A 12,455-nucleotide genomic window follows, 5' to 3' on the forward strand; every position below is an offset into this window, starting at 1 on the left:
GACGCTCTCCCGCTTTCTTGGAGAATGTCTTTCTGAGGCGCCCTTTACTTTGACCCTCTTTAGCCTTTCTGTTATAGTATCGTAAGGCATGAAAGCGAGGATGTGACTATGTCACCCACCGAAGTGGGTCTTTTTATGTTGTCAGCGGCAACAATCCTTTTTCAGATCACTCTTACCCGCATCTTTTCCGTCGCCCAGGGGTACCACTTCGCCTTCATGAGTGTGAGTTTGGCGCTGCTGGGCTCAGGGGCGAGCGGCTCTCTTCTGACACTTTTCCCCCATTGGGTGACTCGCGTCCGCGCAAGAGAAAGCACCCTCGGGGTGGTAGCCCTTTTCTTTTCTGCGAGTACTCTTGGGGCTTACCTGGTTATGAACTACATTCCCTTCGACTCCTACCGCATCGCTTGGGAGCGGATACAGTTATTCTACCTGGTACTCTATTATCTGTCATTGACCGTGCCTTTCCTATGCGGCGGGTTAATCGTTGGGTTGTTGCTGGCTGCAGAGCAGAGTCGGGTAGGTCGCGTGTACGCGGTCAATTTGATTGGTTCCGCACTGGGTTGTTTTGCCGTCGTGATCTTGCTGCCCCTTTTGGGTGGCGCAGGCACAGTCGTGGCGGCGGCGCTCTTAGGCGCACTGGGCGCGCTTGCTTTCGACTGGGGCTGCCTGCAGCGCACGAAAACAGGGTGGATCTATGGGATGGCGCTGGTTCTGGTAATCCTGCTCGCTATCCGACCAGCATTCTTGGAAGTGCGCATGTCGCCTTACAAAACGCTGAGCCAAGCGCTTCTGTATCCTGGCACCGAAGTGGTTTTCGAGAGATGGAACGCCTTCTCCCGCGTGGAGGTGGTACGCGGTGCTGGTATTCGCTCCGCACCAGGGTTGAGCCTGGCCTACGGCGCACCTCCACCGCCACAATTGGGCCTTACCATAGACGGCGACAATTTGACGCCAATCACACGACAAACCTTGCCGGAAGACGCACATTTCTTAGAGTATCTGGCCCCTTCTGCGGCCTACGTCCTTGTGCCAAAAGCCCATGCTTTAGTTATCGAACCGCGGGGTGGACTGGACGTGCTCGTCGCTTATCAAGGTGGCGCACAGTCCATAGTAGTGGTCGAATCTAACCCACTGGTCGTAGCAGCCACGCGTGATAAGTTCGGTGATTATTCCGGCAGCATTTTTCGCGATCCTCGGATAGATTTTGTGGTTGCAGACTCCCGCAGTTATCTCGCCCGGACAAGTGCGACTTTTGACGTGATTGACCTTTGTCTGGTAGATAGCTATAAACCAGTCACCTCTGGCGCTTATAGCCTTTCCGAAAACTATCTGTACACGATCGAATCCTTTGTTGAGTGTCTAGAACATCTCTCGGAGAACGGCCTGCTGGTGGCGACACGTTGGTTACAGTTACCGCCCAGCGAGACGTTGCGCTTGTGGGCCATTGCCTTAGAAGCACTGGAACGAGTGGGGGTAAGCGATCCGGCAGCGCACGTAGCAGCAATTCGCAGCTGGTCCACTGGCACAGTATTTGTCAAACGAACACCTTTTACCCAGCAGGATATTGATGCTCTGCGTCGTTTCTGTGCCTCTCGCAAGTTCGACCTGGTGTATTACAAAGGGATGCCCGCATCAGAAGCAAACCGCTACAATGTTCTCCAAGAGCCAGTATACTACAATACCTTCTGCGAACTCGTCCAGAGCGAAGATCGGCGTGAGTTCTATCGAAATTACCCTTATGAAATCTCACCGCCTACCGATGACCGGCCTTTCTTCTTTCATTTCTTTAAGTGGGCACAGACTCCGACGATTTTGCAGCATCTGGGGCAGTTCTGGTTGCCATTTGGTGGAAGCGGGTACCTGGTATTGATCATCCTGCTGACCTTCGCTATGCTTGCCTCGGTATTGCTCATCGCCGGGCCGCTGCTTGTCCGTCAGCGAGTAGTTCAAGCGGGCAAATATCGGGGACGATTTTTGCTCTACTTCCTGCTGCTGGGGTTGGCATTTTTCTTCGTGGAGATGCCCCTCATGCAGCGCTTTATATTGCTCTTAGGCCAACCTACTTATGCCTTCGCTGCAGTGCTCTTCGCTCTCTTGCTCTCATCAGGTGTGGGAAGTGCTCTCTCCCCACGGCTACCTCTGCGGGCGGCATTAGGGGCGCTCGTCGCGCTCCTTTTGGTGTACATTGCTTTCATGCCGACTCTATTCCAAGCGACATTGGCTGCACCGTTGGTGGTGCGCCTGATGGTCACTATCATTGCCTTGTGCCCACCCGGTTTTCTGATGGGCGTTGCTTTCCCCTCCGGGGTGCGCATTGTAGGGCGAATAACACCTGGTCTAGTGCCCTGGGTGTGGGCGGTGAATGGCTGTGCCTCGGTAATCAGTTCCATCCTGGCAGTGATGTTGGCCATGTCGGCAGGATTCTCGGCTGTCGCCGTAGCTGCTGTTCTCGCCTACGGTGGGGCTCTGTGTGTCCTGTGGTCATTTGCAGATCTACGATAAACGCAAGGCGGAGGCATCTCTTGACTTTCCTCGGAGGTGGAAGCCGGAATAAAACTGCACGTAACGTGCGCGTTCTCTCTGTGATAACCTTCTTAAGCGGTCTCCGTCTCAGCATGATGTCTGTCGTGTGGCAACCTTTCGTCTTGAGCCTGGGTGGCTCGGTGGCCACCATCGGGTTGTTAGAGAGCCTGGGCGGCTTCCGCGGTGTGATCCCCGCACTCATCCAACCTATCGCTGGTTGGCTTTCTGACCGTCGCGGGCGGGTGATGTTCATCGCCGCTGCCAGCGCACTCGTGCTTCTGGCCCACGCCACCTACATAATAGCGGGAACCGTTGGCCAGTGGCAGTTGTTGTTGCCCGGCGTGATTTTGCTGGGTCTGGGTGGTTTCGGTGCACCAGTCCGGGATTCACTTGTAGCCGAGTCGTCGGGGACAGGGGAACGAATGCGGGCTTACACGGAGGTGATATTCGCCTTCGCACTAGCCGGAATTTTCGCTGCTTTGAGCGCGGGTTTCATCGCCGATCATTGGGGAGCAGTGATCGTGTTCGGCCTTGGCGCCTTCCTAGAACTCTGCTCCTTAGCGATCGCCTTACGCTATCTGCAAGAGCCGAATAATGGGGTATCCAAACGTACCTTGGCATTCAGGGAATTATGGCCTGTAGTCCAGCGCTTATTTCTACCGCCGACTCACATGCGAGGCTTTTACCTAGCCACCACCATGGATGCATTGGTGTGGAGTATAGGAGCCGGGATCATCTACGGTATGTTGCGCGATACGTATCATTTCAGCAACACCCAGTTGGGCATTTTGTCTACCGTCGCGTCGGTAGCCTGGGCTGTCTCCCAAATACCGTTAGGGCGACTCGCCGAACGCTGGGGACCACGCCTACTTATGGCTATATCCGAAGCGATTGGGGTGGTTATGATGCTTGGTTGGCTAATGGCAGTTCATTTCGAGGCCTTCGCTGCGCTGCAACTGCTGAATGGCCTGGTGCCAGCAACCTGGGTGCCTGCTGTTCTGACGTGGGTATCACACCACGTGCCTGAAACATCGCGTGCTGAGGAAATGGGGCGATTAAGTGCCTTCCGTGGCATCTTGTCGTTTCCGGGGCCGGCCATCGGTGGTCTAATCTATGAGGCGGTTGGGTTCCGTGGTCCTATTCTCGTGAACTTGCTCGGAGCTGCCCTGTGCGTATTTCTGATACTCTGCTTGATGCATGACACCGCGCCAAATATTAAGGCCCCCTCGTCATAGGCACAAACATAACACCACCATAGTTGTTGGTGATGATCTGATCACCTCGCTTCTCAATTTGCCACAGGGTCTGGTAACCCCCAGGCGGCCCCACGGGGATGACCAGTCGACCACCATCTGCCAATTGGTCTACCAAGGGCGGGGGCACGTGGTCCGGAGCGCAAGTAACAATGATCGCATCGAAGGGGGCATATTCTTCCCATCCATAGTAGCCATCGCCTTGCTTGGTGTGTATACAGGTATAGCCCAGACGCTTTAGAGTCTCCGATGCCCGTGTAGCCAGTTCGGGGATGATCTCGATACTGTACACCTGATCGGTTAATTCAGCCAGAATAGCCGCTTGGTAGCCGGAGCCAGTGCCGATCTCGAGCACTCGGTCACCGGGCTCGAGCCGGAGCAGTTCACTCATCAGGGCGACGATATAGGGTTGGGAAATGGTCTGGCCGTAGCCAATAGGTAGTGGGTGATCGGCGTAGGCGCTATCGCGTTGTTCGGGGGGCACGAACTCGTGGCGAGGCACGGCACGCATAGCGGCTAGTACCCTCTCGTCCGCAACGCCTCGCACCTTGATCTGAAAATCAACCATGTGATTTCTCAAGACAACGTAGGGATCATGTTCTGTTGGCTGCGGACTGGCGGTAGGAGTGGGAAGGATCGGGGTGGGTGTATTCTGGATCGGCGCTGCGCACGCGACAAAAGCCCATAGAAAAACTATCAGCAAGAGCACAAAGTGCCGTGACACGCTCTCACCTCCTAGACAGCCTAGGATGCAGGCCTTTTTTTCTTTTATTAATTGTATCACACCATAATCCAGCCGGCAAGCAAGAACATTTGGCTTCCTTTTGACGAAACAGTCTTCACGTGTTATACTGCCAGCGGTAACCCGTTCTTTGAAGTGTGGCACGAGATTACTCAAAGGAGAGTGAAACGATGCCTAACCAAAAGATGAGAGCGCTGGTGAAACCGAAGTCCGGTCCCGGGCTCGAGATGCGCATGGTAGATATCCCCACCATCGGTCCTCACGACGTACTGGTGAAGGTCAAGGCGACTTCCATTTGTGGAACCGACCGCCACATCTATGAATGGAACGCGTGGGCGCAAAGTCGCATCAAACCCCCACTGATCATTGGACACGAGTTTTGCGGTTATGTAGTCGCAGTGGGCAAAGATGTAACCTTGCTCAAAGAGGGGGACTTTGTATCGGCGGAAAGCCACATCCCTGACACCACTTGTCCCGTCTGCCGCCAGGGAGCGCAGCACATTTGCGCGAACTTGAAGATCCTGGGGGTGGATACGCCGGGTTGTTTTGCTGATTACGCCGTCCTGCCCGAGATCTGCGCCTGGAAGAACGATCCCGATCTGGACCCCGCCATTGCCTCCATCCAAGAACCATTAGGCAACGCCGTCTACACGGTCCTGGCCGAACCCATTACTGGCAAAACGGTCGCTGTGTTCGGCGATGGTCCCGCTGGCTTGAATGCTGTGGCTGTGGCGCGAGCTTCCGGAGCAGGAACAATCTTTCACGTGGGAAAATATCCCTTCCGTCTGGATATTGGGAAGAAACTGGGGGCTACTTTTTCAATCAATATCACGGAACCAGGCGTGGATGTGGTCAGGATCATCCTCGATGCTACAGAGGGTGTGGGAGTGGATGTAACCTTGGAGATGACCGGCAACCAAGATGCGATTACACAAGGGTTTGCAGTGTTGCGAAAGGCTGGGCGTTTCTCCGCCTTTGGGCTGCCCTCTGGCCCTATCCAATTGGATTTGAACAACGCGATTATCTTTAAGGGGGCTAGAGTACTTGGCATCAACGGACGTCTGATGTGGGACACTTGGTACCAGATGGCTGGGCTTCTCAAATCGGGCAAATTGGACCCCTCGCCAGTAATCACCCATAAGATACCACTGGATGATTTCGAGAAGGGCTTCGAAGCGATGTGCGCGCCTGACCGTAAGTGTGGCAAAGTTGTGATGTTTCCAGATCCAGCGGATATTTAAAAGGGTTTATCGCAACGAAATCCCACTGGTCAATCGCTGCAGGAAAACGCAAATCCTATCCATTAGTGAGGGAAGAGGAGGACGAGGAAAATGCCGAAAGACAAACTGGATTTTATTCGCGAGGATATCGCGCAGTTGGAAGAGTCGAAACTTTTCATCAACATCCGTACCATGGGATCGCCTGTGGGTCCATGGATGCTAGTAGATAGCAAACGAGTGCTCAACTTCTGCACCAATGATTATTTGGGGCTGGCCAATCACCCCAAATTGAAAGAGGCAGCCAAACGGGCCATCGACGAGTGGGGCGTCGGCCCAGCAGCAGTGCGCTCTATCGCTGGTACACAAACATTACATCTCGAACTGGAGAGACGGTTGGCAGCATTCAAGGGTGTAGAGGCCTCTTTGTTTGTGCAGTCTGGTTTCTGCGCCAACCAAGTTGCGATCCCCGCATTAGTGGGCCGGGAAGATGTGATATTCTCCGACCGGTTGAACCATGCCTCTATCATTGATGGTTGCCGGCTTTCTGGTGCCAAGATCGTTGTCTATGAGCACTGCGATGCCGAAGACGCCGAGCGCAAAATCAGAGAGAATATTGGCAATTACCGACGCGGCCTGCTGGTCACAGACGGGGTTTTTAGCATGGACGGCGACATCGCTCCCTTGGATAAATTGTACGAGGTAGCACAGAGGTACAACGTGCTGACCATGGTAGATGATGCTCATGGCGAAGGTGTGCTGGGCCGAGGAGGGCGCGGCATCGTTGACCACTTCAATTTACATGGCAAATTCGACGTTGAGATGGGAACCCTTTCCAAAGCATTCGGCGTAGTAGGGGGTTCCCTTTCTGGCAAGAAAATCATCATTGATTATCTGCGACAAAAGGGGCGCCCATTCCTCTTTTCCAGCGCCACTACGCCCGCGGATACCGCCGCTTGTCTGGCAGCCATAGATCTCCTGGAAGAGTCCACAGAACTGGTGGATAGGCTGTGGGCGAATGCACGCTACTTCAAAGCGGAGATGAAACGCCTGGGCTTTGACATTGGCAAAAGCGAGACACCTATTACCCCGGTCATGTTGGGTGAAGCCCCGCTGGCGAAGGATTTCTCCAGACGGCTCTTTGAGGAGGGTGTATTTGCGATGGCCATAGGTTTCCCAACTGTTCCGAGGGGGCAGGCCCGTATCCGAGTTATGATATCAGCAAATCATAGCCGTGAGGATCTCGATCAGGGGTTAGCCACCTTCAAGAAAGTCGGTGAAGAACTGGGCGTGATTTGACATCCCTAGCCGAAAAGGACGATTTCTATAGCGAAGCGGCAGAGGAGTTTGTGGGCTCTGCCGCTTTTACTCCACTCTATCGCTGTCGTTAAGGAAGTGCGATCATGAAAAGAATATCCTGTTGTTTCAGATTGCTGGTCCTTGGCATTCTAATAGTATTGGTGAGCGGATGTGGCATGGCATTGCCTAAGACGCCGAAGGTGATTGCGGATTGGAGCCGTGGTAAGAACCTGGGCCAGACGAGGAACAATTTGCCAGTCTCAGTTGTATGGCAGGATGAAAGTATTTACTTGACATGGGTGGCTCAAAACGAAGCCGCTATACATTTCATGGCTCTAGACACGATGGGGAACACCCTCGTCGAACTGGACTTGCCCCTCACGACGCAGCGGCCCAGGGAGCCGCATCTTTTTCCCGCGGGAGTTGGCGAACTGCATCTCCTCTACCTGGACAATCCCAAAATACCCCGCGCCGTCTTCTACACGCATCTGAGCAGGAATGGGGACATACTCGTGCAGCCCGTTCGGATATCCACGCTCGATGTGGAGGCCGAAAGCGTGGTCGCTGCCCCTGGTCCAGATGGCGAACTGGATGTCTTCTGGACGACTGAAGATAAAAGCACTGGTGGGCTTTACCATGTGCGAGTGGACGGACTAGGCACGGTCACCTCGGACTCGACACTCATCGCTCCCGCCGGAGGAAAACCTCACTTGCAAGTAGACCGTCAGGGCAGGATCCACCTCGTTTGGGTCCAGGAGTCCACGCTGTACCAGAATGATGTGTATTATGCAGTCTTTGATCCAGCAACGGGCTTGCTATATGCCAGGACGCTTGTAGGACGTTTTTCCACCGGGACGGGGTTAATCGCTTACGGGCCCGTCTTGGGATTGGATAATCAGAACGCTTATGTGTTCTGGGCTTTGGAAAAACGCGGGGGCGGGCTTACGGCAGGAGGTGCTGAGACCTGGTACGTCACATTCCCTCTCTCCCAACCAGCCTACCGAGAACCCGTTCGCCTTACCATACCAGGCGCTATGAAGCCTGACTATCAGTCTGCTAAGGGCGCTTTCACTTACGAACGATTGGCATATCGTTCCCCAGATCCAGGCGCGATCTACGGAGACACAGACTTCTTGTACATGCCCAGTGTGGTGCCGGGTCAGCACGCGGAATTGGCCCTGTTTCTATCTGGGAAATTCAGTACACGAACCCACTCTAGCGTGGATGTTGTCGCTGCTTACCTCGAGGCTGGCACATTGAAGGGCTACCAAATTGCTGCTCGGACCAGTTCCAACTCCATGCGCCCTGTCGCTACAGCAGATGACGCATCCAACCTTCACCTGGTCTGGATTAGCCCAGGTGGGTTCGGCAGATACGAAGTCTACTATGCGAGCACGAGAACCGATGTGAAGGGTAATTTCGACCGACGCACACTCAGCGATGTGGTAGGTGATTTGTTGGGCTCAGTGTGGAGCATTGCGCCAGCACTGGGCTTTTTCCCTCCCATCCTCTTGGTATGGGCTTTCCCGTCCTTCGTTTTCGTTGTCGTATATTACATCACCCAATTGGAGGGCGGCCTCGACCGTCGGGGGCCGAGAGTAGCGCTAGTCATCGCTATCGGCTTATATCTTTTCGCCAAACTTTTCCTAATGCCGTCCGTGCTCTTTTATTCGCCATTGCTGGATATGATGCCCAGGCAATACGAGGCCTTGGCGATCGTTGCTGTACCCCTGCTTACATTTCTGATCTCCTGCGGAGCGCTTGTCATCTACTATAAGCGGTCTGAGTATCCCACTTTGTTCGGGTCTTACCTGATTTTTATACTAACGGATACAATGCTTTCTCTACTGATTTACGTACCTACCATGCTGGTCTCGTAGGGAGTTTGCACAGCCTATTCAGGTAGTGGGGGTAGGAATTGCCTACAGAGAATCGAGTAACTAAATTGGGACGCAACGACCCTTGCCCCTGTGGCAGTGGGAAAAAATACAAACAGTGCTGCATGAGGAAAGAGCAGACATCGAGGGCCAGAGAAATTGGCATCCGGCGCGATGAGGCGGCACTGGATCGTCGGCTTTTTGCATTCAGCCAAGACGCAGCCCAAAAACTGGATCTTGTTTCCGCTTTCAATTTATATTGGGGTGGTAACTACGGCGTGGCCGGTGCAGAGGCCCTGGGCGAAGCAGATATGCTGCGCTTTTTCGATTGGTATATCCATGATTATCGGACCAGTCGAGACCGCAAGCGGATCATCGAACTTTTCTTGGAAGGACCAGGACGCCACATACCCGCTCATGAACGCGAGGTCCTACAAAGTTGGCTGAACACGCACCTCAGTTTGTATCGCGTCGAGAACGTCCAGACAGGGACTTCCACCCTCTACCTGCGCGATGTTTTACAAGGCCACACATACGAAGTCACAGATAACACCTTGGCACGGCTGGCCAGCCGAGAGGACATATTAGTGGCCAGACTCCGTGGTCTGCCCGAAGAACCGCACTTGTCGTGGGGCATCACACTCTTGCCACCATGGCCCCAGGATTTGCTGGCCAAGCAAATCGGCAGTGCCTTCATCTCTTATCGGCAGGAATATGCGACGGCCACTTGGTTCGAATTTCTATCGTCAAATGGCCACCTTTTCAATGTGTACTTGCTACAGGCTATCACAGAAGGGCGAGGCACCACGCGGGTTCGTGGCCACGCGTACTACGACGCGGAGGATGCAGTACGGAAACTGCAACATGTGCAAGAAGAAGCACGCCGAAAAAGGGAAGAAGCACTCCGGGAAGCGGAAGCAGAAGAACGCCGCAAAGAGGGAGCAGATGAGAGATTAGAAGATCTCACCCGCACTGCAGCCGGCATTATCTTGCCCAGCGGCGTAGAGTACAAGCCACCGCAAACGACATAGCCGCAGATGCTAAGGCCCCTTGCTCTGAATAGCAGGTGACTCGTGCCAGAGACTCTGCCTTATCCGTTATCTAAATACTTTGCCCACAATAAGGACAGATATCCCAATTCAGATTAAGCAGTCGCCCACAGTGGGCGCATTTCCCCTTGAGTTTGGTATGGCAATGAGGGCAGATCACGTAATCCGCCTCAATGCGCCTCTTGCAGCCGGGACAACTAAACTGCTGTTCAATATCCAGAAGCAATGCCTCCTCTTCCAAAGAACGTTGGTAGGCATCACTGAGCGTTTCGGCTGGCCGTAGAACCAGGTAGAGCAATAGTCCGGGTACATTGAACACCAATACGATGAGTGTGGCCAGAATTTGCGCCAGGATGTCACGAGTGCGTGAATGGATGTCGCGTGCCGTCCAGATCACTAAGGTGATCCAAAAGAGAGCGACGTAAGCGCCGATCAAAGCGACAGTGACGCGCAAGATGTGGAGGAGATTAGCAGGTATAGTCATGCAGGTACTCCCTGTTCTAGAAGTCGGCATATTATAGCACTGTTCGCCCATTTTTCATAGTTGGCTGAGGTGGACTTTGGCATTGCGAAAGGGGTGTGCTATAATGAGTATTGATAAATCCGATGGGCGGATCTTATTAAGGAGTGCGAAATGATTAAGGTAAAAATTGATAGGATTATGGCCAGCCTTCTAAACCAACAACGCGTGATTGTTCTGAAAGAACTCAATAGCGACCGTATTTTGCCCATCTGGATAGGCCCAGTCGAGGCTGACGCGATCACCCTTGCCTTGCAAGGTATCCAGGTAGCCCGTCCCTTGACCCATGATCTCCTCAAGAACCTGATTATGGAACTGGGGGCCACTGTTTCACATGTCCTGATCAATGATCTGCACGACAACACCTTTTTTGCGCGCATCGTGATGGATGCGAACGGGCGGCATATAGAGGTGGATTCCCGACCCAGTGATGCAGTCGCTCTGGCAGTGCGCTTGCAGGTGCCCATATTTGTAGCCGAAGAGGTGCTGGCTGCTGCGGCAGTGGGTCCCAGCAGGGAAATTGACCTGACCACCCTTTCGCCAGAGGAAGAGGAAAGACTCTCTGCCTTTCGCGAATTTGTGAATACCCTAGACTTCGACGAGCCAGAAGACGAGGAGTAAGTCCGTGTCGTTGGACCGCCTGCCGCCACAGAACATTGAGGCCGAACAGTCCGTTCTCGGAAGTTTGCTCATTGACCGAGATGCCATAGTTCGCATCTCGGATTTCTTGAAAGCCGAAGATTTCTACCGTGAGAGCCACGGTCAAATCTTCGCCGCTATCCTCAATTTATACGAGCGTCGTGAACCCTCAGACTTCATCACCCTCTGCGATGAATTGGAGAGGCGTGGGCAACTCGACGCCGTTGGTGGTCCCGAATATCTCACCTCCCTCATCAATGCTGTCCCCACCTCTATCCATGTAGAGTATTACGCCCGCATCGTGGAACGGACGGCAATCTTGCGTCGCTTGATCGAGGCAGCCGGGAAGATCGCACAATTGGCCTACGGGGAAGCCGAGGACATTGACCAGGTTGTAGACCGAGCGGAACAAATTTTGTTTGATGTCTCACAACGGCGTGTACGGCAAGCCCTGGTGCCCATCAAAAGTATCCTCACCCAATACTACGACCGTCTCGATTACTTACATAAGCACCGCGACGAAAGTATGGGCCTGCCCACCGGTTTTGTGGATCTGGATCGCTTGTTAGGGGGGCTGCAACCATCGGATCTCATCATCGTGGCTGGCCGGCCGGGTATGGGTAAATCTTCATTCGGTTTAACCGTCGCCCATAACGCAGCAACGAAGTATAACGCCGTGGTCGCCTTCTTCAGTCTGGAAATGTCTGCCGAACAGGTTGTTCAGCGGCTTATCGCGGGGGAAACAGGCATCAGTTCCCAACGGCTGCGTACTGGTGACATCCGCGATGTGGAATGGGACAAACTCATGAAAGCGACGGGTATGCTCTCCGAAACGCTGATCTTCATTGATGACACGCCCACCCCCTCCCCCCTAGAAATACGCACGAAGTGCCGCCGCTTGGCTGCCGAATATGGCCTGGACCTGGTTATCATTGATTATTTGCAGCTGATGCAAGGCGGCACGCGAGTAGAAAACAGGGTGCAAGAAATCTCATACATCTCGCGTTCGCTCAAAAGCCTGGCCCGTGAACTTAATGTACCGATCGTTGCGGTATCACAACTTTCGCGCGCAGTCGAGTCGCGGCAGGACCGCAGACCCATACTATCGGACCTAAGAGAAAGTGGCTCTATCGAGCAAGATAGCGACGTGGTGCTCTTCATCTACCGCGATGAACTCTACCACGAGGATTCTGACCGCCGCAATATCGCCGATATCATTGTGGCGAAACACCGTAATGGCCCTACTGGGCAGATATCACTGCGTTTCATGGGTGAACAGACCCGCTTCGTGGATCTGGATACCATTCATACCGAAGAAGAGTACTACTAAGTACTC

10 protein-coding genes are annotated in these 12,455 nt (G+C 53.7%); 8 read left to right on the forward strand and 2 right to left on the reverse strand.

The features are described from left to right. Window positions 1-108: 108 nt before the first annotated feature. A complete protein-coding gene (locus tag H5T64_00195) occupies window positions 109-2,502 on the forward strand; it encodes a hypothetical protein (GenBank protein ID MBC7262758.1) in 2,394 nt (797 codons plus the stop codon). Window positions 2,503-2,615: 113 nt separating this feature from the next. After that, complete coding sequence (locus tag H5T64_00200) at window positions 2,616-3,758, forward strand: MFS transporter (GenBank protein ID MBC7262759.1); 1,143 nt, start codon at window positions 2,616-2,618, stop codon at window positions 3,756-3,758. Here the strand turns inward: H5T64_00200 and H5T64_00205 are convergent. After that, complete coding sequence (locus H5T64_00205; protein MBC7262760.1) at window positions 3,739-4,344, reverse strand: protein-L-isoaspartate(D-aspartate) O-methyltransferase; 606 nt, start codon at window positions 4,342-4,344, stop codon at window positions 3,739-3,741. The two genes, H5T64_00200 and H5T64_00205, sit on opposite strands and share 20 nt — an antisense overlap. A gap of 344 nt (window positions 4,345-4,688) precedes the next feature. Between H5T64_00205 and tdh the strand changes: the two genes are divergently transcribed. From tdh to H5T64_00225, 4 genes are all read left to right on the forward strand, one after another. After that, complete coding sequence (gene tdh, locus H5T64_00210) at window positions 4,689-5,759, forward strand: L-threonine 3-dehydrogenase (GenBank protein MBC7262761.1); 1,071 nt, start codon at window positions 4,689-4,691, stop codon at window positions 5,757-5,759. Window positions 5,760-5,849: 90 nt separating this feature from the next. After that, window positions 5,850-7,034: a glycine C-acetyltransferase gene (locus H5T64_00215; GenBank protein ID MBC7262762.1), complete on the forward strand. Its 1,185-nt coding sequence runs from the start codon at window positions 5,850-5,852 to the stop codon at window positions 7,032-7,034. 104 nt (window positions 7,035-7,138) lie between these two features. Further along, window positions 7,139-8,914 carry a hypothetical protein gene (locus tag H5T64_00220; GenBank protein MBC7262763.1) on the forward strand — a complete coding sequence of 592 codons (1,776 nt, stop codon included), beginning with the start codon at window positions 7,139-7,141 and terminating at the stop codon, window positions 8,912-8,914. Window positions 8,915-8,952: 38 nt separating this feature from the next. Beyond that, window positions 8,953-9,942, forward strand: a complete 990-nt coding sequence (locus tag H5T64_00225; protein ID MBC7262764.1) for an SEC-C domain-containing protein — start codon at window positions 8,953-8,955, stop codon at window positions 9,940-9,942. 70 nt (window positions 9,943-10,012) lie between these two features. On the opposite strand, the gene H5T64_00230 is transcribed toward H5T64_00225, so the two are convergent. Next, on the reverse strand, window positions 10,013-10,444 hold the full coding sequence (locus H5T64_00230; GenBank protein MBC7262765.1) for a zinc ribbon domain-containing protein: 432 nt from the start codon (window positions 10,442-10,444) through the stop codon (window positions 10,013-10,015). 150 nt (window positions 10,445-10,594) lie between these two features. On the opposite strand from H5T64_00230, the gene H5T64_00235 reads away from it, so the two are divergent. Then, window positions 10,595-11,101, forward strand: a complete 507-nt coding sequence (locus H5T64_00235) for a bifunctional nuclease family protein (GenBank protein MBC7262766.1) — start codon at window positions 10,595-10,597, stop codon at window positions 11,099-11,101. Between the two features lie 4 nt (window positions 11,102-11,105). Then, entirely contained in the window at window positions 11,106-12,449 is a 1,344-nt protein-coding gene (gene dnaB / locus H5T64_00240; GenBank protein MBC7262767.1) for a replicative DNA helicase, read from the forward strand. Window positions 12,450-12,455: the final 6 nt, after the last annotated feature.

This window comes from Chloroflexota bacterium (assembly GCA_014360825.1).
GTDB lineage: Bacteria > Chloroflexota > Anaerolineae > UBA2200 > JACIWT01 > JACIWT01.

Excerpts from the sequence above, each read along its gene's own strand:
- H5T64_00195 (MBC7262758.1), top strand. The coding sequence starts at position 109 with ATGTCACCCACCGAAGTGGGTCTTTTTATGTTGTCAGCGGCAACAATC.
- H5T64_00200 (MBC7262759.1), top strand. The coding sequence starts at position 2,616 with ATGATGTCTGTCGTGTGGCAACCTTTCGTCTTGAGCCTGGGTGGCTCG.
- H5T64_00205 (MBC7262760.1), bottom strand. The coding sequence starts at position 4,344 with ATGGTTGATTTTCAGATCAAGGTGCGAGGCGTTGCGGACGAGAGGGTA.
- tdh (MBC7262761.1), top strand. The coding sequence starts at position 4,689 with ATGCCTAACCAAAAGATGAGAGCGCTGGTGAAACCGAAGTCCGGTCCC.
- H5T64_00215 (MBC7262762.1), top strand. The coding sequence starts at position 5,850 with ATGCCGAAAGACAAACTGGATTTTATTCGCGAGGATATCGCGCAGTTG.
- H5T64_00220 (MBC7262763.1), top strand. The coding sequence starts at position 7,139 with ATGAAAAGAATATCCTGTTGTTTCAGATTGCTGGTCCTTGGCATTCTA.
- H5T64_00230 (MBC7262765.1), bottom strand. The coding sequence starts at position 10,444 with ATGACTATACCTGCTAATCTCCTCCACATCTTGCGCGTCACTGTCGCT.
- H5T64_00235 (MBC7262766.1), top strand. The coding sequence starts at position 10,595 with ATGATTAAGGTAAAAATTGATAGGATTATGGCCAGCCTTCTAAACCAA.